Genomic DNA, 22,720 nt, shown 5'->3' with positions numbered 1-22,720 from the left:
CTCCATTCAACAATGATACCCGGCGCGGGTGATCGCAGCGTCTCACGACAGCCGCGACCACGCTTGCGCTCAGCTGGACTTCAATACTCGTGCCAAGGCCGCGTCGAGAATGCCCAGCGCTTCATCGATCTGCTGCTCGGTGGTCACCAGTGGGGCCAGGAAGCGCAGGACGTTGCGGTACACGCCGCACTTGATCACCAGCAGGCCACCGAGGCGCGCCTGGTCGATGATCTTCTGGTTGAGGTCGGCGTCCGGGCTGCGGGCTGCGTCATTCTTGACCATCTCCATGGCGAGCATGAAACCGGTGCCGCGCACGTCACCAATGCAGGCGTAACGCTCTTTGAGCGCGAGCAGACCCGCACGCAGATGTTTGCCCAGCTGTTCGCCACGCGCCAGCAGGTTTTCTTGCTCATACGTGTCGATCACTGCCAGTGCCGCGGCGCAGGACAGGGCATTACCGCCGTAGGTGCCGCCCAGGCCGCCCGGAAGCGGTGCATCCATGATCTCGGCACGCCCGACCACGCCCGACAGCGGCATGCCGCCCGCGAGGCTCTTGGCCACGGTCACCAGATCAGGCTGGATGCCCGAATGCTCGAAGCCAAACCATTTGCCGGTACGCCCGAAACCGGACTGGATTTCATCGGCAATCAGCACAATGCCGTGTTGTTCGGTCAGCGCACGCAAGGCCTTCATGAACTCGACTGGCGCAGTCAGGAAGCCGCCGTCACCCTGCATCGGCTCGATCAGAATCGCCGCCACACGCTCCGGTGCGACCTGAGTGGCCAACAGCTCGTGCAACGCCGCCAGCGCCACTTCAGTGGTTACGCCGCGGTATTCGTTCGGGTACGGCGTGTGGAACACTTCGGGGGCCATCGGGCCGAAATTCTGTTTGTACGGCTGGCTCATGCCGGTCAGCGTGGTGCCGAGCAGCGTACGGCCATGAAAGCCGCCCCGGAACGAGATGATCGCCGGGCGATTGGTGTGGGCGCGGGCGATTTTCACCGCGTTTTCCACGGCTTCGGCGCCGGAGGTGAAAAGCACGGCCTTGTGATCGATACCGCTCTGGCCTGCGATCAACAGGCTCAAGCGTTTGGCCAGATCGATATAGGGCTGGTAGGAGGCCACCTGAAAGCAGGCGTGGGTGACTTTAGTCAGCTGCGCCTGAATCGCCGCGACCACGTTCGGGTGGTTGTGGCCGATGTTCAACACGCCGATACCGCCGACGAAATCCAGATAGCGCTTGCCATCGACGTCCCACAATTCAGAACCCTGGGCGCGGTCGATGACCAGCGGGTGGGCCGTGACAATGCCACGCGGCACAAACTGGTCGCGCTGGCGGATCAGATGAGGGGTGTCGTCGACTTTGCTGTTCATGGTTTTACCTATCATGGGCCAGGCAGCCGGCGGGGGTGGCTGCGATGTTGTTCAGGTTAAGCGTTCAGCGAAATGATCTACGCCGAACTTCGCCCCTCAGATGTCCATATCGACTGTTTTTCGCCTCGCAAACGGCAGATTCCTTCATGCCCGCAAATCACCATGCAATCTGCCGGGCAGCGGCGCTTTTCGGACATTAGAGGGGCCTGGAAGCAGTCCTTTTCGACAGATCATGCTTTGCTTTTACGGCATGATGGGGCTCATCTTTCATGCTCAGGAAATGCCCATGCCCGCCCTGCTCTACAAAGCCGATCCCGCACGTGCCGAACGCTGGCGCGTCCTGTTTGCCGAGCACGCGCCAGACATTGAATGGCGGGTATGGCCAGACATCGGCGACCCGGCCGACATCCACTATCTGGGCGCCTGGCTGGCGCCCGATGATCTGCAGGAACTGCTGCCCAACCTGAAAGTGCTGTTTGCCCTGTCGGCGGGTGTGGACCAGCTGGACCTGAGCCGTATTCCGAAAGCACTGCCGGTGGTGCGTCTACTGGACCCTGGCATCAGTCACGGGATGTGTGAGTACGCAACCTTTGCCGTGCTGAGCCTGCACCGGGAAATGCTGCGTTATCGGCAGCAGCAGGTTGAAGGCGTCTGGAAAGCCCACCCGCTGATACCGGCGAACCAACGGCGAGTCGGCGTGATGGGGCTGGGCTTGCAGGCGCAGCATATTCTGTCGAGCCTCAAACCGTTCGGTTTCCAACTGTCGGGCTGGGCGCGCAGCGCGCATCGAATCGACGCTGTGCAGTGCTATGCCGGGGAAGATCAACTGGACGCATTTCTGGGGCAGTGCGACATTTTGCTGTGTGTCCTGCCGCTGACTGGCCAGACCGAAGGCATCCTCAATGGCCGGCTTTTCGAGCAGATGCCCGAAGGTGCTGCACTGATCAATATGGGCCGTGGTGGGCATCTGGTGGAAGCGGATCTGATTGAAGCGCTGGACAGCGGCCAACTCAGCGCTGCAGTGCTGGATGTGCTGCAGCAGGAACCAGCGTCAGCCGACCATCCGTTCTGGAACCACCCGAAGATCCTGCTGACCCCGCATGTGGCGGCCATGACCCAGCCGGAAAGCGCATTTCCTGGCCTGCTCGATAACATCCGCCGCTTTGAACGTGGTGAAGCGATGCAAGGACAGGTGGATCGCGGCCAGGGTTACTGATGCGTTGGATTATCGTTCCCACGCTCCGTACCCAGCGTCATACACAAGTCTGCTTTTGATTCTGGCCGGAGGCCGTAGGAGCGAACCGGGCGACGCTTCGCTTGTTCGCGAAAGCTGCCTCAACTGCCACGCCTGGCAATTGACCTCAACGGCATGGTTGCGCGCTTCGCGCTTTGATCCTCGAAAACGGGCGTTTTATGTCCGCAAGCCAGGTTGTGTGAATGCCAGTCTTCGCGAACAAGTTCGCTCCTACGCCCTTCGGGCAGAAGCCAAGGCGAATACGGTCTGCTTTTGATTCTGGCCGCAGGCCGTAGGAGCGAACCGGGCGACGCTTCGCTTGTTCGCGAAAGCTGCCTCAACTGCCACGCCTGGCAATCGACCTCAACGGCATGGTTGCGCGCTTCGCGCTTCGCGCTTTGATCCTCGAAAACGGGCGTTTTATGTCCGCAAGCCAGGTTGTGTGAACGCCAGTCTTCGCGAACAAGTTCGCTCCTACGCCCTTCGGGCAGAAGCCAAGGCGAATACGGTCTGCTTTTGATTCTGGCCGCAGGCCGTAGCGAACCGGGCGACGCTTCGCTTGTTCGCGAAGGGGACTTGCTGTTTTCTCCGCCTCTACAACCCACCCACATGAAACGCCTTCACTTCCAGGTATTCATCCAGTCCGTAGCTGGAGCCTTCGCGGCCCAGGCCGGATTGTTTGATGCCGCCGAACGGGGCGACTTCCATGGAGATGATGCCGGTGTTGAGGCCGACCATGCCGAACTCCAGCGCCTCGCCGAAACGCCATGAACGGCGCAGGTCCTGGGTGAAGTAATACGCACCAAGGCCATAAGGCGTGGCGTTGGCCAGTGCCAGGGCTTCGGCTTCATCTGTGAAGCGCATCAGCGGTGCGACCGGGCCGAAGGTTTCTTCGTTGGCCAGCAGCATGCCCGCGTGCGTATCGCCCAATACCGTGGGCTGGACGAACTGGCTGGTGCCGTCGGGAGAACCGCCGTGCAGCAGTTTCGCTCCCTGGCTCAGCGCATCGTCGATATGCCGGGCGACTTTGCTGACCGCCGCCTGATTGATCAGCGGGCCGATGGTCACGCCCTCTTCCAGACCGTTGCCGACCTTGAGCTTGCTCACTTCTTCCACCAGCCGTGCAGCAAAACGGTCGTAGATGCCGTTTTGCACCAGAATCCGGTTGGCGCACACGCAGGTCTGCCCGGCGTTGCGGAATTTGCTGAGCATGATGCCCGTCACTGCCTGTTCCAGGTCCGCGTCGTCAAACACGATGAAGGGTGCGTTGCCGCCCAGCTCCAGGCTCAGACGCTTGATGTGTTCGGCGCTTTGGCGCATCAGCAGACGGCCGACCGGCGTCGAACCGGTGAAGGAAATCTTGCGTACTACCGGGTTGCTGGTCAGCTCTTCGCCAATCCCGGTGGGCATGCCAGTGATGACGTTGAACACCCCGGCAGGAATGCCCACGCGTTCGGCCAGCACCACCAGCGCCAAGGCTGACAAGGGCGTGAGGTCCGATGGCTTGACGATGATCGGGCACCCGGCAGCCAGGGCCGGCGCGCACTTGCGGGTGATCATGGCGTTGGGGAAGTTCCACGGTGTGATCGCGGCACAGACACCCACTGGTTGCTTGAGGGTCATCAAGCGACGGTCTGCGCTGGGCGCGGGAATGGTTTCACCGTACGAGCGGCGCGCCTCCTCGGCGAACCATTTGACGAAGCTGGCACCGTAGCGGATCTCGCCGCGCGACTCGTTCAGTGGCTTGCCCTGCTCAAAGGTCATGATCAGCGCCAGGTCTTCGACGTTGTCGAGCATCGCCTGATGCCAGCGCTCCAGCAGCGCCGCGCGTTCGGCTGCGGGACGTGCGCGCCAGGCCGGCCAGGCGCGATCAGCCGCTTCGATGGCGCGCAGGGTTTCGACGCCCTGCAGGGCCGGCACCTGCGCCAGCGCCTCGCCGGTGGCCGGGTTGTTGATGGTCAGGGTGGCACCATCGTCAGCGCTGATCCATTGCCCATCGACGTAGGCGCGGTCTACCAGCAGGCTGGGGTCTTTCAACTGATTCTTGAGCATGATCAAGTCCTGTTCCGGGATGACTGCCAGTCTAGGCAGACGCCACAGTCCAGGATGCTGAAAGCGCGATAACGGCAGCGTCCGATGCTGAAATTTGCCTGCGGACGGCAGCCTCTACTGCTTCAACGACCCCAGCAGACTCTGCAAAAAGCGCTCGCCTGCGTCCATCTGACTCTCGTCGATAAACTCGTCCGGCTTGTGCGCCTGCTCGATGGAGCCTGGCCCGCAGACCACCACCGGCACGTTCAGGCGCCCGGCGAACAGACCGCCCTCGGTGCCATACGAGACCTTGATGTGCTGTGTGCCCGGTTCGGCAAACGCATGCAGCAGGCGCACTGCCTCAACGCTTGGATGGGTCTCCAGCGCCGGGTATTCGTTCATGACCTCGATCTCGATGTCTGCCACCCCCGACAGCTGTCGCGCTTCACGTACCAGCACCTCGGCACGCTCGCGCAATTGCTCCAGCAACGCATCGGGGTTGTCGCCCGGCAGGTTGCGGTACTCGAATTCCATGGTGCACAGATTGGGCACGATGTTCAGCGCCTTGCCGCCATCGATACGGCCGATGTGTACGGTGCTGTAAGGGATGTCGTAACCCTCGTCACGCGCGCCTTGCTGTTCGATCTGCTTCTGGCTCTTGCGCAGTTCGGCGATGAAATCGCTGGCCAGGTGAATCGCGTTGACCGCGCGCGGTGCCAGTGAGGAATGCGCCTCCTGACCTCGACAGAAGGTGCGATAGGACGCCTTGCCCTTGTGGCCGACGGCGAACTGCATCAGGGTCGGCTCGCCAACCACGCACAGAAACGGACGTACCGGTGCCAGGTGCAGGACGTCAAGCAGCCGCCGCACACCGACACAGCCGATCTCTTCGTCGTGGGACAGCGCCAATTGCAGCGGGCGCATCAGGGTCATGTCTGCGGCATCGAGCATTGCGTCGATAGCCAGGGCGATAAAGCCCTTCATGTCGCAGGTGCCACGGCCGTAGATGCGCCCGTCACGCAGGGTTGCCTGAAACGGTGGCATGGTCCACGCCTGACCGGCAGCCGGCACCACGTCGGTGTGGCCGGACAGCAGCACGCCCGGTACATCGCGCGGGCCGGTGCTGGCGAACAGGTTGGCTTTCTTGCCGGTCTCGTCCTTGACGATCAGCGACTCGATGCCTTTGCTGGCCAGCAGTTCGCGGACGTATTCGATCAGTGCCATGTTCGGCTCCGACGACACGGTGTCGAAGGCGATCAGACGCTTGAGGATTTCCAGTGCGCGGGGGCTCATGAGGCTTTACTCGTCTGTTCGGTGAAGTTATCCACAAGGCTGACGTCAAAACGGCGAATGTCGAACGGGCTGATCGAGGTGCTGGTAGCACCGGTACTGATCAACTCGGCCATCACGTCGCCGACGCCCGGGCCGAGCTGGAAGCCGTGGCCGCAGAAGCCGAACGCATAAAACAGCCCGTCGACCTTGCCGCTGCGGCCCATCACCGGCAGCGAGTCCGGCGTGTAGCCTTCGATGCCGCTCCACACGCGGATGATGTTCAGGTTGCCGACACCGGGCAACAGGCGACGCATCTGCTGCACCTGATTGACGATGCTGCGCGGCTCGACATAGGCGCGGTGGTTGATCATGTCCGGCTTGCTGCGAAAACCCCCGCCGATGATGATGTTGCCGCGAGCGATCTGCCGGAAGTAGATCACTTCGTGAGGGATTTTGGTGAACACGCCGATCACTGTCGACAGTGCATACGGCACCGGCTCGGTCACGGCCATCTGCGGACCATGGGTGTCCAGCGGCACGGACTCGCCAAACTGCGTGGAGAGTTTCTGTCCCCAGGCGCCAGCGGTGATCAGCAACTGATCGGCGCTGAAAATGCGCCCGTCAGTGGTGGTGACTTCGAATTCGTTACCGACCTTTTCCACATGGGCCACTTCGGTACGCTCTTCGATCCGCGCCCCGGCCCGAATCGCGGCGCGGGCGAAGGCCGGTGCCGCCAGACGCGGGTTGGCGTGGCCGTCGTGCGGGGCATAAGACCCGCCCTTCACGTCGGGGCCAAGAAACGGAAAGCGCTCGTGCAGCGCTTTCCCGCTGTAGATTTTCAGGTCCAGCTCACGGGCTTCCGGGGCTGCTGCGTAGGCTTTCAGCTCGGCGATTTCGTCCTCGCGATAGCAGACGCGCATGTGGCCGCTGGGCAGAAATTCCAGGTCTTCACCGATCAGCTCCGGCAGCCGCTGCCATAACGCTCTGGAGCGGTTGGCGAGTTCCAGCTGACCGAGATGCCGGCCCTGACGTCGCACGTTGCCGAAGTTCACGCCGCTGGCGTACTGACCGATCACGTCGCGCTCCAGCAGCGTCACTGACTTGCCGCGCTGGCGCAGAAAGAACGCTGATGCCGAGCCCATGAAGCCGCCGCCGACAATCAGTACGTCCACTTTTGGCTGCTTCATGATGTCACCTCGTCGATCAGCATCGACAACGGTTTGACCGGTGCCTGACCGCGCTGACGACCGACCTGTTCGACCGGCACGCCTGCTTCGGCTGCGATCACCTCGGCCCCGGCCTGCGAGCAGTAACGGCCCTGGCAGCGGCCCATGCCGACGCGACTGAAAGCCTTGGCGCGGTTGACTTCGCAGGCGCCCTTTTCTCGTACGACGCCGCGCAATTCGCCTGCGCTGATCATCTCGCAGCGGCAGACAATGGCGTCATCGGGCAAGGCAGTCGCCTGGGCCGCAGGCCACGGAAACGCTTCGGCCAGCCCGACCCGAAAGCGGTCCATCGCCACCAGACTCTTGCGCACTTCTGCCTGACGCGAGTTATCCACAGGTTGACCGAGGTCTTCCAGCAGCGCCATCGCCACCAGTCGCCCGGCCTGTTCCGCCGCATCGGCGCCACGAATCTTCGCGCCGTCACCTGCGGCGTAAAAACCTTTGACTGAGGTACGTCCCTCTTCATCGACTGCCAGCAGCCATTGCCCGGACGCTTCGTCGAAACGTAACTGGCAGCCGGCCAGATCAGCCAGCTGGGTTTCCGGACGCAGGTGATAACCCAGCGCCAGGGCATCGCAATCGACGTTCAGCGCGGTGCCATTGGCCAGCTTCACACGCACGCCGGTCACGCCGTCCTGTTCGCTGCCGATGATTTCCTCGGGCTGCACGCCCAGATGCACCGGCACCCCGGCGCTGTACAGTTGGCCCAGCAGTTTCATGCCGTTGAACAGCAGACCGGGGCGCGCCAGCAATTTGGGCATCGCGCTGACGCGTTTGCCGAACGGTGAGGTGTCGAGCACTGCAGCGACGTCGGCACCGGCTTTGACGTACTGGCTGGCGACCAGGTACAGCAGCGGACCGCTGCCCATGAACACCACGCGACTGCCAATCGAGACCGATTGCGACTTCAGCGCAATCTGCGAGCCGCCCAGACTGTAGGTGCCTGCCAACTGCCAGCCCTTGATCGGCATCAGACGGTCGGTGGCCCCGGCACACAGGATCAGTGCGTCGTATTCGACCACGGTGTGTACGCCCTGACTGGCACAGCACAGCTCGCCGTGGGTCAGGTTCCAGGCCAGGGTGTCGGGGCGGTAATCGATCTGCGGGCGCAAGCGATCGAAGCTTTCATGCAGGTCACGCGCTTTGGCCGCTTCGGTGCCATACAGCGCCGAATAATCGCGCTTGAAGCCTTCTGGCTGACGGCGATAGATCTGCCCGCCGTCACGCCGGTTTTCGTCGATCAGGATCGGTTTGATGCCCGCAGCCAGCAAGGTTTCGGCGCAGCGGGTGCCTGCCGGGCCGGCGCCGATGATGACCACTCTCGGGCTGCCAGGGTTGCGAACGTCTAACCGTGAAGAAGTGGCCATTTCGCCTCCGGTTGGGTGGTGACGATGTCGAGTCCGTCGCGGACTTCGTTTGAGCAGGCGCGCAGCCGCTCACCGCTGCGGGTCCAGACCCAGCAATCCTGGCAGGCCCCCATCAGGCAGAAACCTGCACGGCGTCCCGGGTCGAACTCGGACTGGCGTAACGTGGCCTTGCGGGTCAGCAACGCCACCATCAGCGTATCGCCCTGTAATGCCTCGATAGGCGCGCTATCGACCATCAGGCTCACGACCGGGCGATCACGCTCGCCCAGCCTCACAAAACGGCCATTCATGCGTAAGCTCCGACGATTTCAGGATTCAGATTTTCTTGCACGGCCTGCAGCTCGTCGCTGTCGCGGTGGCAAAGGATTTCGCTGCCACCTGCGATCACGCGGCGGCCCGGCGCGGTCTTGTTGCACAGGCCTTCGATTCGGGCCGGGCAGCGATTGAGGAAGGTGCACAGCTCCGGATTGTTGGCCGGTGCGCTGATGGGCGGCAGGTTGCCGCTGGTTACACCGCAGGTTTCCAGCCAGCCCTGACGCAGTTCCGGCACCGAATGCACCAGTAGATCGGTGTAGGGGTGGAACGGCATTCGGCTGAAGGCTTCGCGGCTGCCCTCTTCGACCTTGTGGCCGCTGTACATCACCACGATGTCGTCGCACAGCGCGCGAACGGTGGAGATGTCGTGGCTGATGAACAGGTAGGAAACCCCGAGCTTGCGGCGCAGTTCGCCGAGCAGTTCAAGGATGCAGGCACCCACCACGGTATCCAGTGCCGAGGTCACTTCATCACAGAGAATCAGGTCCGGCTTGGCCGCCAGCGCGCGAGCCAGGTTGACGCGTTGTTTCTGCCCGCCCGAGAGTTCGTTGGGACGCCGCTCGGCCAGCTCGCGGGGCAGGCGCACCAGGTCCATCAGTTCATCGATGCGCTCGCGCAGGGCCCTGCCCTTCAGGCCGAAATACATCTTCAGCGGGCGCGCCAGAATTGCGCTGATACTGTGCATCGGGTTGAGTGCGGTGTCGGCGTTCTGGAACACCATCTGGATGCGCCGGAACTGTTCTTCGGTACGACCCGCCAGGGTGCCGGACAACTCGGCACCGTCGAACGTCAGGCTGCCATGCGCCGGGTCCAGAAGACCGGCGACCACACGGGCCAGCGTCGATTTGCCCGAGCCTGACTCGCCGATCACGCCGATGGCCTGACCACGGCGGATGGTCAGGTCGATGTCTTCCAGCACGCGAATCATCGGCATGCCCTGCAGGTTCTTCTTGCCGTAGCCCGCCGTCAGGCCCGTGATGGTCAACAGCGTGCTGTCCTTGGCCACTTCGCTGGCCGGGCTCAGCACTTTATCCGGACGCGCTGCCGCCAGCAGGCTGCGGCTGTAGGCATCCACGGGTCCCTTGAGCAGCGCGGCGGTGCTGCTGGTTTCGATGATCTGCCCACCGTTGAGCACCACGATCTGATCGGCCATCTGCGCCACCACCGCAAGGTCGTGGGAGACATAAACCGCAGTGGCCCCCCGGTCACGGACTACCCGCTTGAATGCGCGCAGCACGTCGATCTGCGTGGTGACGTCCAGTGCCGTGGTCGGTTCGTCGAGGATCACCAGCAACGGATCACTGATCAGCGCCATGGCCGCCATGACGCGTTGCAACTGACCGCCCGAGACCTGATGCGGATAACGTCGACCGATGCTTTCCGGATTGGGCAGGGCCAGATCGCGGAACAGCTCGACCGCCTTGGCTTCCAGTTCCGCGCGGCTGCCCAGGCCGTGAATCAACGCACCTTCGATCACCTGATCGATCAGCTTTTTCGCCGGGTTGAAGGCCGCTGCGGCGCTTTGCGCAATGTAGGAAACGCGATTGCCACGCAGGCCCTGCAATTGGCTTTCGGGCAGGCTGAGCATGTCGTGCTCGCCCACTTGAACCACCCCGCCGGCCAGCTTGCAACCGCGTCGGGCGTAACCCAGCAGAGCCAGCGCGATCGTGGTCTTGCCGGAGCCCGACTCGCCGATCAGTGCCAGCACTTCACCTTTTTCCAGCGCAAAGCTGACGCCTTTGACAATCTCCAGCTCGCCATGGTCGCCATCGGCAACTACGCGCAGGTCTTGCACACGAATCAACTGGCTCATCTCAATGCCCTCCCGAACGACGACCACGCCGCGAGGCCAGCCGGTCGATGAGCAGGTTCACGCCGATGGTCAGGGTGCCGATGGCCAGTGCCGGGATCACGATGGCCGGCGCGCCCTGGCTGAGGCCACCGATATTCTCGCGGACCAGCGAGCCAAGGTCGGCGTCAGGCGGCTGTACACCGAGCCCCAGAAAGCTCATGCCGCTGAGCAGCAAGACGATGAAGCCGAAGCGCAGGCCCAGGTCGGTCATGACCGGGTTGAGCATGTTCGGCAGGATTTCCCGGCAGGCAATGTAGATACGGCCCTCGCCGCGTGTGCGTGCCACTTGCACGTATTCCAGCGCCTCGATATTCACCGCCATGCTGCGCGCGATCCGAAACGCGCCTGGTGTGTAGCTCAGCACCGCCGTGCAGATCAGCAGCACCTCGGACGAGCCGAATGCCGAGACCATGATCAGCGCCAGCATTTTGCTGGGGATCGAGATGAACGCGTCCATCAGGCGGCTGATGATTTCGTCCAGCCATTTTGGCGCGACCACCGACAGCAGCGCGCACAGCGTCCCGATGCCGCTGGCCAGTACGGCAGAAATCAATGCCAGGCCGACGGTGAAGCGCGCGCCGACCAATACGCGGCTGAGCATGTCGCGACCCAGGTAGTCAGTACCGAATGGATAGGCTGCGCTCATGTTTTCGAACATGTTGTCGGAGACCACTTCGCCCACCGGATGCGGTGCGAGCCAGGGGCCGAACAGGGCGACCATCAACCAGATGAAGCACACCGTTGCGCCCAGCAGGCCAAGCCATGAGGTCGGACGGGACACCTTTTTGCGAAGCACCGGTTGCGGCGCCGCAGGCGTCGATTTCGCAATGAATTGAGTCATTGGTTTCTCAGCCTCGGATTGGAAAGAATTGCACACAGGTCGGCCATCAGCACCAACCCAAGGTAAGCGGAGCAGAACAGCATCGTGCAGCCCTGCACCAGGGCCATATCACGGTTGGTCACGGCATCGACCATCAGGCTGGCGATGCCGGGATAGTTGAAGATGGTCTCGACGATGACGACGCCGCCGAGCAGGTACGACAGGCTCAGTGCCACGGCGTTGACGATCGGTCCGATGGCGTTCGGCAAGGCATGGCGCAATACGATACGCACCGGGCTGACGCCCTTGAGGCGCGCCATTTCCACATACGCGCTGTCCAGCTGGTCAATGACCGCAGCGCGAGTCATGCGCGCCATCTGCGCCACGATCACGCAGCACAGGGTCATCACCGGCAACGCGTAGGTGCGCATGAACTGCCAAGGCGAGCTGACATCGGCGCCGTAGGACAGCGCGGACAGCCAACCCAGATTGACGGCGAAAATCAGCACCGCCAGCGTTGCCACCAGAAACTCCGGCACGGCGACCAGTGACAGGGTGATGAAATTCAGCGCGCTATCCAGGCGACTGCCGCGGTACATCGCTGCGCCAATCCCCAGCGCCAGCGCTACCGGCACCGATACCAGCGCGGTGGTGGCCGACAGCATCAGCGTTTTCGGGAAGCGTCCGGCAATCAGCTCGGAGACCGGCATCGCGTTGGAGACCGATTCGCCGAGGTTGCCGCTGAGCAGGTTGGTCAACCAATGCAGATAACGCACCACACCGGGTTGATCCAGGCCCAGCTTGATACGCAACGCCGCGACCTGTTCAGGCGTCGCGAATTGCCCAAGGGCCTGCTGCGCTGCGTCTCCAGGCAACACCGCGGTAATGGCGAAGACCACGATGGAAACGATCAACAACGTCACGATCGCCGCGCCGAAGCGCTGCACGATCAACCAGAGTGTGTTGCTATTCATCTGCGTCCTCCTGCTCGGTTCAGCGTTGCAATTACGCGTCCAGCCACACCTGCTCGCTGAACATGTAGCCCATGAAGCCGCCCAGCGGGTTGCTGGAGTAGCCCTGGACACGCTTGTCCACACCGTCGATGTTGCTGATGAACACAGGGATGCCGACGCCGCAGTTCTGGCTGACCAGAGCCTGCATGTCGCCATACATTTTGCCGCGCTTGGCGTCGTCGGTTTCGCCACGGGCCAGCACCAGCAACTGATCGAACTGGTCGTTTTTCCAGCCGGACTCGTTCCACGGCGCTGTGGACTGGAAGAATTGCGAGAAGATCACGTCGGCGTTCGGGCGCGGGTTGATGTTGCCGAAGCTCAGCGGATGCTTCATCCAGTGGTTGGACCAGTAGCCGTCGCTTGGCAGACGGTTGACGTTGAGGGTCAGGCCGGCCTGCTTGGCGGACTGTTGCAGCAGCACGGCAATGTCCACCGAACCGGTCGCAGCAGGCGACGCCGCCACGGCCATGGTGATACTTTCCATGCCGGCTTTCTTGAGCAGGAATTTGGCTTTTTCCGGGTCGTAGGCGCGCTGTGGCAGGTCAGCGTTGAAGTAGCGCGAGCCTGGCGAGATCGGATGGTCGTTACCGACGCGAGCATAGCCACGGAACACCGCTGATTTGACCTGCTCACGGTCCAGCAGGTACTTCATGGCCTCGGTGAATTCCGGACTCTTGCCGGGCATCTGGTCCTGACGAATGATCAGGTCGGTATAGTTGCCGGACGGGGCATCGACCACCCGGTGTCTGGCGCTGGCGGCAATGCGTGTGGTCGAGCGCGGATTGACCTCGTTGATCATGTGTACGTCGCCGGAGAGCAGCGCGTTGACCCGCGATGGCTCGTCGGCGATGGCGATGAATTCGATCTCGTCCAGGTACGGCAGGCCCGGCTTCCAGTAGTTGGGGTTGCGCGCACTGACCGAGCGCACGCCAGGGTTGAATTCCTTGACGGTGAACGGCCCGGTGCCGATGCCTTTGCTGAAGTCGGTGGTGCCTTCAGGCACGATCAGCAGGTGCGAGACCGCGAGGATCGACGGCAGCTCGGCGTTTGGCGAGCTGAGGGTGATCTGCACTTCCAGCGGGCCGGTGGCCTTGATCTCGGAAAACTGCGCCATCAGTGGCATGACTTTCGAACCGGTGGCCGGATCCTTGTGGCGCGACAGGGAGAACACCACGTCACCAGCGGTCAGCGCCTTGCCATTGTGGAAGGTCACGCCCTGGCGCAGGGTCACGGTCCAGACCGTCGCGTTGTCGCTTTCGATCTTCTCGGCCAGCTCCATGTGCGGCACCAGATGGCTGTCGAAACGCGTCAGGCCGTTGTAGAACATGAAATGACGCACGTAGTCGGTGGACAGCGCGCCTTTGGCCGGGTCCAGCGTATCGGCGGTAGAACTGGACATGCCGGCAACCCGAATGCGGCCGCCCGGTTTGCCTTTGACAGGGGCATCCGCGTCGTCGGCAAAGACCTTGCCGGCCGCGCCGAACAGGCTGGTGGAGCCCGCCGCAACTACGCCTGCAACACCCAGCATGCGCAACGCATCGCGCCGTGACAGGCCACGATTGAGACCTTCGAAAACCCGCAGGCTGTCTTGGCCTGTGATCAACGCGGAGTCGGTTTTTTTATCAGCCATATCAGTTCTACCTGTCGAAAAGGGAAAATTCCGAATTGCTCACGGTTGGCCGGAGCGTCCTTCAAGCACACACGATGACGGTCAGACGAACACTCAGTGGCGGCTGTCCTGATAGCGGTAATATGCGCCTACCAGCGGCAGAAACCATGGTTTGCCGAAGTGGCCGGGAATGGCTGGCCAGCTCAGGTCTTTCCAGGGATTGGCCTGTGCCTTGCCTTCCATGACTTCGGCCATCATTCGCCCCATGTGCACCGACATTTGCACACCGTGACCGCTGTAACCCATCGAATAGAAGACCCCGTTGTGTTCGCCTGCACGCGGCAAACGGTCGGAGGTCATGTCCACCAGCCCGCCCCAGCAGTAGTCGACCTTGACGTGTGCCAGTTGCGGAAACATCTGCACCATGGCCGCCTGCAACACCTTGCCGCTTTTGGCGTCTGAGCTGCTGTTGGACATGGCGAAGCGTGCGCGTCCGCCGAACAGCAGGCGGTTGTCCGGCGTGAGGCGGAAATAGTTGCCGATCAAACGGCTGGTCACGTAAGCGCGCTGGTGGGGGAACAGTTGGTCGATCAGCGCTTGCGGCAATACTTCAGTGACGATGACGAAGCTGCCGACCGGCACGATGCGCCGGCGATACCAGCCCAGTCCGCCATGCTGGCAGGCACCGGTCGCCAACATCAGCTGGCCGGCCTGGATCGAGCCTTTCGAGGTGTTGACCACAAAGCCGCCACGGTTGGCTTTCCAGTCTTTTACCGTCGCGTTCTGATACACCCTTGCGCCATGGCGCACGGCCGCATCGGCGAGACCCAGACCGAAACGTCCGACATGCATCTGTATGCCGTTGCGCTGCAGCAGGCCACCGTGAAACTCGTTCGAATCGATTTCGGCGCGCACGTCCTGAGCCGATAGCAGCTCGACGTCAGCATCGACTTCGCGGCGGATCAGCTCGCAGGTGCGCGCCAGTCCTTCGTAATGCCCTGGCTTGGCCGCCAGCTTGAGCTTGCCGTTACGCTTGACGTCGCAGGCGATGTTTTCCTCCTCGATTACGGTCACGACGCTCTGCACCGCGCTTTCATAAGCCTTGTAATACTCGCGTGCCTGATCGGCACCCAGGGTTGCGCTCAACGACGCGTAGTCCTGGGCCACGCCGGTATTGCACTGTCCACCATTGCGGCCCGACGCTTCGCCGATCACCCGGCCTGCTTCCAGAACCACCACGCTGGCACCTTTCAAGGCCAATGCACGCGCCGCCGCAAGGCCGGTGAAACCGCCACCGACCACCACCACGTCAGCCTGCCCCTCCACTGCGCCGTCCTGCGCGCCGGTAAAGTCTGGAGCCGTATCGAGCCAGTAAGACTCACTGCGCATATCGTTCCCCTTGTCACTCATCGAAGAGCACCTTGAAAAATGCCGGTTTTGCGCGGGTTGCCCAGCCTAGAGGCCGACCAGCCCGGCCAGTCCGCCGATATCCGGGATCTGGTGGTATTCGTAGAAGCTGTTGGCGGGCTGTTCATGACCGCGAGCCACAAAGGCCTTGTTTTTGATTTTCATGTCGTGGGCCGAGAACAGGTCATAACGGAAGCTCGAGGACACATGCAAGATGTCTTCCGGACCGCAACCCAGGTTGTCGAGCATGAACTCGAAGGCTGCCAGACGCGGCTTGTAGACCTTGGCCTGGTCAGCGGTGAACACCTTATGGAACGGTGCGCCGAGCTTTTCGACGTTGGACATGATCTGACTGTCGCTGGCGTTGGAGAAAATCACCAGCGGGATCTTGTCGGCGATTTTCGACAGGCCGGCGGGCACATCGGCATGTGGACCCCAGGTTGGCACGGCGTCGTAATACAGCTGGCCTTCTTCGCGGTATTCAACGTTCCAGCGCTTGCAGGTGCGCGCCAGTGCGACTTTCAGGATTTCGTCGTATGGCATCCAGTCACCCATGACCTGATCCAGACGATACGCCGAAAAATCCCTGACGAACTGATCCATCTGTTCAGCCGGAACGCGGTCGGCAAACAGCTCGCGCGTCATGGTGCCCATATGGAAATTGGTCAACGTGCCGTAGCAGTCGAACGTAATGAATTTTGGTCGAAGAAAGCTCATTGTGTGCGGTCCTGAAAGTTCGTTGAGGTCATGGCATGACGAGCAATCCGGCCTGATATCCAGGGGCGGTGATGCACGCTGCAGCACAACCTCATTACAACACCGTGAAATCAGCATATGGCGTTAAAAGTGATGGCTGCTTGATAGAAACCACCGTTTTGAGGTGCGCGCTCAGCAGACTTTGCGGGGCGCTCCAGCCTTGGGCAGAGCCCGGTTTTCGGCGCTTTTGTGACCCTTTTCAGGGCGCTCGGGCTCAAACACGCGGGTTTGCGCCGCAGAAACTGCGCCGCGCCAGCGCTCGGCGAGTGACAAATGCCGGCAGCTATATAAAGAGCCTGAACGCGTGGTAAAAACCCTAAGCATTTGCTGCCGGAGGCCCGGCTGATTTAAGCAGTAACTGTGGTCTGGCGAACGGCACTTTGTGGAATCTGCCGAATGCTCGCCAGCCTCTTGTCTCCTCTCGCCACAGGTGGGATACAGAGCATCTGCAGCAACCTTTTATTGCCTGTGCATCCTTCTGGACGGAGACACGTCATGCTCGCTCAGCAACGCCTCGACTTTGAATTTCGCCCCATGACCGCAGCCGATGTCGGCAACGCTCATGAGTTATCCATCGCCCTGAAGTGGCCGCATCGACTTGAGGACTGGGCCATGCTGCAGCGTGTCGCCCAAGGCTTTGTCGCGGTACACAATGGGCGTTTGATCGGCAGTGCCTTTGCCTGTCATCAGGGCGAGTTTTCCACCATCGGCCTGGTGATCGTCAGTGACGATTACCAGGGCAAGGGCATTGGTCGCAAGCTGATGGAGTTGGCCGTCGGCAGCGTCGCGCCCCGCACGGCGGTCCTCAACGCCACGCTGGCAGGTGCGCCGCTCTACGCGAAGATGGGGTTCGTCAGCTTTGGCGAGATCCAGCAGCGTCAGGGGCAGGCGCAACCGCCCGACACCACCGAATTGAAGGCACAGGAACGTTGCCGGGGGCTGAACGAGGCTGACCACCCTCGTGTGCTGGAACTGGCCAACGCCGGTTCGGGTATGGACCGCTCGGTGACGCTGGGCGATGTGCTGAACAACCTTGAATACGCTGTCGGCATTGAGCGCGACGGTCAGTTGCAGGCCTTTGCCCTGTTGCGCCCGTTCGGTCGTGGCCTGTGCATCGGCCCTGTTGTTGCCCAGGGCGTTGACCAGGCCAGGCACATGATTGGAGAGCTGCTGGCCCGCGTGCCTTATGCCTTCGTACGTATCGACATCCCGACCGACAGCGGCCTGGCTGACTGGCTGGAGGAAGCCGGCCTCAAGCGCGTCGACAGCGTGACCTGCATGAGCATGGGCGCAGTCCCGCGAGCCACTCAGGGCGTGCGCCAGTTTGCGCTGATTACCCAGGCGATCGGCTGATCGCCCGTAAGCACCTCATCGTGCCAATGCTCTCGCAGAGCGTCACGAAATGCATTACCACGCAGAGCGCTCATCGTTATACATAAGTCCTGGAGAGCCCAGAATACGTGCCTTTCAGGCTTCTGCCCGCAGGGCGTAGGAGCGAACTTGTTCGCGAAGACAGGCGATTATACCGGCCCTTTCGCGAACAAGTTCGCTCCTACGGCCTCCGGCCAGAAGCAAAAGCGGATTTGTGTATAACGCTGAGTCCGGAGCGTGGGAACGATCATCAACGCTTCAACTTCAGGAGCCCGACCCGATGCCCCAACCCACTGTTTTGCTATTGGCCCGCGCTGACCTCAGCCCGGTCGACACCGAATTCACCACTGGCCCCATCGATGCGCATGACTCGTTCGATAATGAACGCCGCACAGCGTTCATCGATGATCAGGGCATTGCGGCCGGCCTCGTGCACTTCGGCACGTCACTGTCAGTGGCAGCCTACCCCTACACCGAAATGCTGGTGATGCATCGGGGGTCCGTCACCCTGACCTCCGGCACCGAGAGCCTCACCATCAAGACCGGTGAAAGTGCCGTGATCGGTCGCGGCACTCAAGTACGTATCGACGCGCAACCGGACAGCCTCTGGGCGTTCTGCGCGTCCACCCAGGCCAGCGGGCCAGACAAACCCGGCATCACCGCGCTCGACCGCCTCGCCATGCTCACGCCGTCTTCACCGCCAGACCCGGCGATCATGATCAGCGCGCTGCCACAATGCCGCAGCAACAACCTCTTCGAAGACACCGCCAGCACCCTGCGTATCGGCGTGTGGGACTCGACGCCCTACGAACGCATCTCGCGGCCGCACAAGATCCATGAACTGATGAACCTGATCGAAGGCAGCGTCGAGCTGAGTCTGGAAAACGGCCCGAGCCTGACCGTGAACACCGGCGACACCGTATTCGTCGCCCAAGGCGCGCCCTGCAAGTGGACCAGCACTGCGTATGTGCGCAAGTTTTATGCGGTGACGTGAGACACGTTGTCGCGCCCTTCAGCTCTGAGGGGCGCTTTAATCTGCACACTTACAACTTCTGCCAGCGCAGTTAATCCAACTCGATACTAAAAGACAAGAGCAATCATCTTCATTAACTGATTTGCAAAGAATCAGAAGTTTCCTACTTTTCTTTCCCATCTCACGTGCTAAAACATCTCAACGGATTGCAGGAAACTAATCTTTTCTTCTAACCCGTTCAGCGGAGTCACCCCTGCTTTTTAGTATAGGGTCATCCTCCGACTGTCATCGACATAAACACCTTCAGGTGGACAGCGCACTTTCTGTGCGCTGATACATGGCGGATCTTAATCGGGCGATAGCGCGTGCACGTCATATATGCGGCTCACTGCTGTCGTGCGTTCGCCTTGCTTAATGTAATACGAACTTAATTAATTAACTCAGGAACTACCGATCATGAAAACAAAAAACGTCTTGCTGACTTCTCTTGCTCTCGCCACGCTGTGCGCCACTGTTGTTGCGCACGCGGGACCACCGGTTACGGTGACGTTCAAAAATCTGGGAACAGAGGCCGCGAAGCATAAGCCTGTTACGCGTAACGAGTTATCGACGCTACGCAACGCCAGAACAGCCATTGGCTCTACCGTTCAACCCGGCGATTCAAACTTTTATACGGTGCAAAGCACGCTCTCACCTGATGCCAGCTACGCCAGTGTTCGTTATGTGATGGGTTCCAAGGTATGTGTATTCTCGACCACCTTTGTAAGGCTGGCAGGCGCGGGTGGAGTCAAGGTTCCAAAGTGGAACCGTACTGCAACGCCTGAAGGTGGTGCGATTTGCACAGCTACCTCCAGGGTCACCGACCTCTCTACTCATGCATGGACTGCTGAATTCACCATGAAATAATCTCAAGGCGTGCGCGTTACAAAATTACGCGCGCGCCTGCCTCCGGAGGATAACTAAAGCTGAATCTGATCGTGCCGATATAGATAGCGAATATAACGCCATGGATTGGCAACTGACGCGAGGACGCAGCATGTTCGACATTTCTCACATCACGGCCCTTACCAGCAGCCCTACCCTAACGACTGTTGCGAAAGAGGTTTCCCCAACCAGTAGCACGTCGGCAATAAGTAAACTGTCTTCTGAGCGCTCCGCTGATAGTGCAACCCTCTCCACGTTGTCCAGTCAATTAAACAGCAGCGCGATGCGCGCTCAGATCCGCGATAGTCGTTTAGGCTTCAAAGAGCTGGGTGCGGTGGCAACATCCATTAACGACAAGATCACGGGTACACACTATTACGCCAACAGAGCACTGCACGATGCGGAGGTCCCCGATACCGACGATCCAGCGCTGCTCGAAAGAGCCAGGCAGGCTACGCTGTTCAAGAATGGCGGGGGAGCAAACCCGTTCTCAGGATTATCTCAGGATCAACTCAAACTGATCATGTATGACGAAGGTGGCGAATTCACCATTAATGAGCGTAGTGCTGCTTCGTCCGAAAACCATCTTCAACAGGAAGCCTGGAATAGAGCGATGGGCAAACGCTATGTCGACGAATACAACGAAACCGGCAAAAGTACCCAAACACTGGTGATGCTTCTCGCCCACTACGACCAGCTGCCACCCATAGAAAAGGCCCAATACCCCGCCAATTACGCCGCTAACATCACATCTGGCGACAGCTCGGCGATGGACATTTTCAAAACGCTGAAAAGCCAATCAGGCATTCAGGGGACTTGAGCGCCTATGACGGAGCACGCAGGTTCGCGCGCCCTCTCTGGCTGTCGGCGTTCTGCTGTATTGCAGTTCGCCGACACAGCTGCGGTGTAGCCACGTCATTGTTCTTTCAGGCCCAGCACATAGAACTTGCTGTCCACCGCGATCAACGGAAAGCTCGCAGGCAGGTCCTCCTTCGTGATTTCTCTGAAGCCGTGCTTTTCATAGAAGCGATGTGCAGCGTGAAATTTGTCGGTCGTGCCCAGGAAAACTTCGCTGACGCCCTTGCGGGTTGATTCCTCGATCAGGCGCTCGAGCAGTCTGGCTGCAACGGAGAATTCCCGGCCGCGAAACGGGGCGGCGACAAACATCTTGCGCAGTGCTGCCTGGCCTGCGCCGATGTCCCTGAGACCGATGCTGCCGATGATCTGATCGTCTTGTACCGCGACCCAGAAATCCCCTGTGCCGGTCTGGTAAAACGTCGGGATCGCTTTCAGGTCAGGCTGATCTTCGGCGGTAATGGGAATACCGAACTCTTCACGCTGGATTGGCAGGATCATCGCCGATACACCTTGCTCGTCGCTCGGCACGAAACGCCGTATCTGAATCCCGTTTACGCCCACAACACACCTCCTGGCCATCGTCTTCAGTGGAAATCAGTATTCCAGACAAGCAAACGCCCCGACAAGTCGAGGCGTTTGCTTGAGCATTTTCGAGGGTCACACGGGCGTGTGACCCTGAAGATGTTTAATTACAACTTCGGACCCGCAGCCTTGATGGCGTCGCTCACGTCGAACTTCTTGAAGTTCTCCACGAACAGGCCAGCCAGTGCTTTTGCCGCTTCGTCGTAGGCAGCTTTGTCAGCCCAGGTGTTGCGTGGGTTGAGCAGGCCGGTATCGACGCCGGGTACTGACTTCGGTACGTCGAGGTTGATGGTGTCGAGGTGTTCGGTTTCGGCACCGATCAGTGCGCCGCTCTGGATCGCTGCGATCACGCCACGGGTGGTGGGGATGTTGAAGCGCTTGCCGACGCCGTAGCCGCCGCCGGTCCAGCCGGTGTTGACCAGGTAGACCTTGGATTTGAAGCCGCGGATGCGCTTGATCAGCAGTTCTGCGTATTCGCCAGCCGGACGCGGGAAGAACGGTGCGCCGAAGCAGGTGGAGAAGGTGGACTTGATGCCCGAACCCGAACCCATTTCAGTCGAGCCGACCAGTGCGGTGTAACCCGACAGGAAGTGGTAGGCGGCCTGTTCTTCGCTGAGGATCGACACAGGCGGCAGTACGCCGGTCAGGTCGCAGGTCAGGAAGATAACGGCGTTCGGCTCGCCACCGAGGTTCTTCGGTGCGCGTTTTTCGATCAGTTCGCGCGGGTAGGCGGCGCGGCTGTTCTGGGTCAGGCTGCTGTCGGCGTAGTCGGCTTTTTTGGTAACCGGGTCGAGTACGACGTTTTCCAGTACGGCGCCGTGCTGGATGGCTTTCCAGATGACCGGCTCGTTCTTCTCGGACAGGTCGATGCACTTGGCATAGCAACCGCCTTCGATGTTGAATACCACGCCCTCGCCCCAGCCGTGTTCGTCGTCACCGATCAGGTAACGGCTTTCATCAGCGGACAGGGTGGTCTTGCCGGTGCCGGACAGGCCGAAGAACAGGGTGACATCGCCCTCTTCGCCCATGTTGGCCGCGCAGTGCATCGGCAGAACGTCGGACGCCGGGAGCAGGAAGTTCTGCACCGAGAACATGGCTTTCTTCATTTCGCCGGCATAACGCATGCCTGCGATCAGCACCTTGCGGGCTGCGAAGTTGATGATCACGGTGCCGTCGGAGTTGGTGCCGTCACGCTCAGGGTCGCAGACGAACCATGGCGCGTTCTGGATTTCCCATTCGTCCTTGCCAGCCGGGTTGTACTGTTCAGGGTTGATGAACAGGCAACGGCCGAACAGATTGTGCCACGCAGTTTCGGTGGTCATCTTGACCGGCAGGTAGTGCGCAGGGTCGGAGCCTACATGAACATGGGAAACGAAGCGCTCGCGCTCGGCGAGGTACGCGCCGACAAGGTCCCACAGGGCGTTGAATTTATCCTCCGGGAACTTGCGGTTGATCGGGCCCCAGGCGATGGCGTCCTGAGTGCTCGGCTCTTCAACGATGAAACGATCGACCGGCGAACGGCCAGTGCGATGGCCTGTCTCCACAACCAGTGCGCCAGTATCGGACAGTACGCCTTCTTTGCGGGCAAGGGCTTCCTTGACCAGTTCGTCGGTGCTCAGATCGGTGTACACAGCGTTGTTGGTTTGCGTCATGAGGTTCCCCGTCGGCCTGTGGCCGAGTGCTCCAAACGGTTTTGTAGTAAAAAAACAACCACTACTACAGCGTAAAAGTGGGCC

19 protein-coding genes are annotated in these 22,720 nt (G+C 60.9%); 5 read left to right on the top strand and 14 right to left on the bottom strand.

Annotated features, from left to right (window positions below):
* Positions 1-69: 69 nt before the first annotated feature.
* Positions 70-1,374 (bottom strand): 4-aminobutyrate--2-oxoglutarate transaminase, encoded by a 1,305-nt coding sequence (gene gabT, locus JOE34_RS05500; RefSeq protein ID WP_003425770.1) that lies wholly within the window; start codon positions 1,372-1,374, stop codon positions 70-72.
* Between the two features lie 286 nt (positions 1,375-1,660).
* On the opposite strand from gabT, the gene JOE34_RS05495 reads away from it, so the two are divergent.
* Positions 1,661-2,590 carry a glyoxylate/hydroxypyruvate reductase A gene (locus tag JOE34_RS05495; protein ID WP_046266631.1) on the top strand — a complete coding sequence of 310 codons (930 nt, stop codon included), beginning with the start codon at positions 1,661-1,663 and terminating at the stop codon, positions 2,588-2,590.
* A 612-nt stretch (positions 2,591-3,202) separates the two neighbouring features.
* Here the strand turns inward: JOE34_RS05495 and JOE34_RS05490 are convergent.
* The 11 genes from JOE34_RS05490 to JOE34_RS05440 all read right to left on the bottom strand — a co-directional run bounded on the left by JOE34_RS05490 (position 3,203) and on the right by JOE34_RS05440 (position 16,237).
* A complete protein-coding gene (locus tag JOE34_RS05490; protein WP_209995192.1) occupies positions 3,203-4,660 on the bottom strand; it encodes an NAD-dependent succinate-semialdehyde dehydrogenase in 1,458 nt (485 codons plus the stop codon).
* Between the two features lie 114 nt (positions 4,661-4,774).
* On the bottom strand, positions 4,775-5,932 hold the full coding sequence (gene argE / locus JOE34_RS05485; RefSeq protein ID WP_003425778.1) for an acetylornithine deacetylase: 1,158 nt from the start codon (positions 5,930-5,932) through the stop codon (positions 4,775-4,777).
* Positions 5,929-7,098: an FAD-binding oxidoreductase gene (locus JOE34_RS05480; RefSeq protein ID WP_209995190.1), complete on the bottom strand. Its 1,170-nt coding sequence runs from the start codon at positions 7,096-7,098 to the stop codon at positions 5,929-5,931. The genes argE and JOE34_RS05480 overlap by 4 nt, the downstream gene beginning before the upstream one ends.
* Positions 7,095-8,504, bottom strand: coding sequence for an FAD-dependent oxidoreductase (locus JOE34_RS05475; RefSeq protein ID WP_209995188.1), 1,410 nt, complete (start codon positions 8,502-8,504; stop codon positions 7,095-7,097). Before JOE34_RS05475 ends, JOE34_RS05480 begins: the two co-directional genes overlap by 4 nt.
* The gene (locus JOE34_RS05470) at positions 8,483-8,794 is read right to left on the bottom strand and encodes a (2Fe-2S)-binding protein (protein WP_010408411.1); all 312 of its coding nucleotides are present in this window, start codon (positions 8,792-8,794) and stop codon (positions 8,483-8,485) included. The genes JOE34_RS05475 and JOE34_RS05470 overlap by 22 nt, the downstream gene beginning before the upstream one ends.
* Positions 8,791-10,632 (bottom strand): ABC transporter ATP-binding protein, encoded by a 1,842-nt coding sequence (locus tag JOE34_RS05465; RefSeq protein ID WP_003318114.1) that lies wholly within the window; start codon positions 10,630-10,632, stop codon positions 8,791-8,793. The genes JOE34_RS05470 and JOE34_RS05465 overlap by 4 nt, the downstream gene beginning before the upstream one ends.
* A 1-nt stretch (position 10,633) precedes the next feature.
* The gene (locus JOE34_RS05460; RefSeq protein WP_003425791.1) at positions 10,634-11,512 is read right to left on the bottom strand and encodes an ABC transporter permease; all 879 of its coding nucleotides are present in this window, start codon (positions 11,510-11,512) and stop codon (positions 10,634-10,636) included.
* Entirely contained in the window at positions 11,509-12,465 is a 957-nt protein-coding gene (locus JOE34_RS05455) for an ABC transporter permease (protein ID WP_003318112.1), read from the bottom strand. Before JOE34_RS05455 ends, JOE34_RS05460 begins: the two co-directional genes overlap by 4 nt.
* Before the next feature lie 31 nt (positions 12,466-12,496).
* Positions 12,497-14,134, bottom strand: coding sequence for an ABC transporter substrate-binding protein (locus tag JOE34_RS05450; protein WP_010408429.1), 1,638 nt, complete (start codon positions 14,132-14,134; stop codon positions 12,497-12,499).
* 93 nt (positions 14,135-14,227) lie between these two features.
* Positions 14,228-15,502, bottom strand: coding sequence for an FAD-binding oxidoreductase (locus tag JOE34_RS05445; protein ID WP_010408434.1), 1,275 nt, complete (start codon positions 15,500-15,502; stop codon positions 14,228-14,230).
* 66 nt (positions 15,503-15,568) lie between these two features.
* Complete coding sequence (locus JOE34_RS05440; RefSeq protein ID WP_010408438.1) at positions 15,569-16,237, bottom strand: haloacid dehalogenase type II; 669 nt, start codon at positions 16,235-16,237, stop codon at positions 15,569-15,571.
* Positions 16,238-16,771: 534 nt separating this feature from the next.
* On the opposite strand from JOE34_RS05440, the gene JOE34_RS05435 reads away from it, so the two are divergent.
* The 4 genes from JOE34_RS05435 (at position 16,772) to JOE34_RS05420 (ending at position 20,364) form a co-directional block, all read left to right on the top strand.
* Entirely contained in the window at positions 16,772-17,629 is an 858-nt protein-coding gene (locus JOE34_RS05435; RefSeq protein WP_010408441.1) for a GNAT family N-acetyltransferase, read from the top strand.
* Between the two features lie 298 nt (positions 17,630-17,927).
* Complete coding sequence (locus tag JOE34_RS05430; RefSeq protein ID WP_010408443.1) at positions 17,928-18,641, top strand: cupin domain-containing protein; 714 nt, start codon at positions 17,928-17,930, stop codon at positions 18,639-18,641.
* A 435-nt stretch (positions 18,642-19,076) separates the two neighbouring features.
* On the top strand, positions 19,077-19,526 hold the full coding sequence (locus JOE34_RS05425; RefSeq protein WP_080393217.1) for a hypothetical protein: 450 nt from the start codon (positions 19,077-19,079) through the stop codon (positions 19,524-19,526).
* 130 nt (positions 19,527-19,656) lie between these two features.
* A complete protein-coding gene (locus JOE34_RS05420; protein WP_003437335.1) occupies positions 19,657-20,364 on the top strand; it encodes a hypothetical protein in 708 nt (235 codons plus the stop codon).
* A gap of 95 nt (positions 20,365-20,459) precedes the next feature.
* Here the strand turns inward: JOE34_RS05420 and JOE34_RS05415 are convergent, their stop codons facing one another.
* Positions 20,460-20,963, bottom strand: a complete 504-nt coding sequence (locus tag JOE34_RS05415) for a GNAT family N-acetyltransferase (protein WP_209995179.1) — start codon at positions 20,961-20,963, stop codon at positions 20,460-20,462.
* A 128-nt stretch (positions 20,964-21,091) separates the two neighbouring features.
* Positions 21,092-22,636 carry a phosphoenolpyruvate carboxykinase gene (locus JOE34_RS05410; protein WP_004403694.1) on the bottom strand — a complete coding sequence of 515 codons (1,545 nt, stop codon included), beginning with the start codon at positions 22,634-22,636 and terminating at the stop codon, positions 21,092-21,094.
* Between the last annotated feature and the right edge of the window lie 84 nt (positions 22,637-22,720).

This window comes from Pseudomonas sp. PvP028 (assembly GCF_017832255.1).
GTDB lineage: Bacteria > Pseudomonadota > Gammaproteobacteria > Pseudomonadales > Pseudomonadaceae > Aquipseudomonas > Aquipseudomonas syringae.
This window is presented reverse-complemented; position numbering and strand designations above follow the sequence as displayed.

Excerpts from the sequence above, each read along its gene's own strand:
- JOE34_RS05410 (WP_004403694.1), bottom strand. The coding sequence starts at position 22,636 with ATGACGCAAACCAACAACGCTGTGTACACCGATCTGAGCACCGACGAA.
- JOE34_RS05430 (WP_010408443.1), top strand. The coding sequence starts at position 17,928 with ATGCCCCAACCCACTGTTTTGCTATTGGCCCGCGCTGACCTCAGCCCG.
- JOE34_RS05495 (WP_046266631.1), top strand. The coding sequence starts at position 1,661 with ATGCCCGCCCTGCTCTACAAAGCCGATCCCGCACGTGCCGAACGCTGG.
- argE (WP_003425778.1), bottom strand. The coding sequence starts at position 5,932 with ATGAGCCCCCGCGCACTGGAAATCCTCAAGCGTCTGATCGCCTTCGAC.
- JOE34_RS05420 (WP_003437335.1), top strand. The coding sequence starts at position 19,657 with ATGTTCGACATTTCTCACATCACGGCCCTTACCAGCAGCCCTACCCTA.
- JOE34_RS05480 (WP_209995190.1), bottom strand. The coding sequence starts at position 7,098 with ATGAAGCAGCCAAAAGTGGACGTACTGATTGTCGGCGGCGGCTTCATG.
- JOE34_RS05470 (WP_010408411.1), bottom strand. The coding sequence starts at position 8,794 with ATGAATGGCCGTTTTGTGAGGCTGGGCGAGCGTGATCGCCCGGTCGTG.
- JOE34_RS05435 (WP_010408441.1), top strand. The coding sequence starts at position 16,772 with ATGCTCGCTCAGCAACGCCTCGACTTTGAATTTCGCCCCATGACCGCA.
- JOE34_RS05445 (WP_010408434.1), bottom strand. The coding sequence starts at position 15,502 with ATGCGCAGTGAGTCTTACTGGCTCGATACGGCTCCAGACTTTACCGGC.
- JOE34_RS05450 (WP_010408429.1), bottom strand. The coding sequence starts at position 14,134 with ATGGCTGATAAAAAAACCGACTCCGCGTTGATCACAGGCCAAGACAGC.
- JOE34_RS05440 (WP_010408438.1), bottom strand. The coding sequence starts at position 16,237 with ATGAGCTTTCTTCGACCAAAATTCATTACGTTCGACTGCTACGGCACG.
- JOE34_RS05490 (WP_209995192.1), bottom strand. The coding sequence starts at position 4,660 with ATGCTCAAGAATCAGTTGAAAGACCCCAGCCTGCTGGTAGACCGCGCC.
- JOE34_RS05425 (WP_080393217.1), top strand. The coding sequence starts at position 19,077 with ATGAAAACAAAAAACGTCTTGCTGACTTCTCTTGCTCTCGCCACGCTG.
- JOE34_RS05455 (WP_003318112.1), bottom strand. The coding sequence starts at position 12,465 with ATGAATAGCAACACACTCTGGTTGATCGTGCAGCGCTTCGGCGCGGCG.
- JOE34_RS05460 (WP_003425791.1), bottom strand. The coding sequence starts at position 11,512 with ATGACTCAATTCATTGCGAAATCGACGCCTGCGGCGCCGCAACCGGTG.
- gabT (WP_003425770.1), bottom strand. The coding sequence starts at position 1,374 with ATGAACAGCAAAGTCGACGACACCCCTCATCTGATCCGCCAGCGCGAC.
- JOE34_RS05475 (WP_209995188.1), bottom strand. The coding sequence starts at position 8,504 with ATGGCCACTTCTTCACGGTTAGACGTTCGCAACCCTGGCAGCCCGAGA.
- JOE34_RS05465 (WP_003318114.1), bottom strand. The coding sequence starts at position 10,632 with ATGAGCCAGTTGATTCGTGTGCAAGACCTGCGCGTAGTTGCCGATGGC.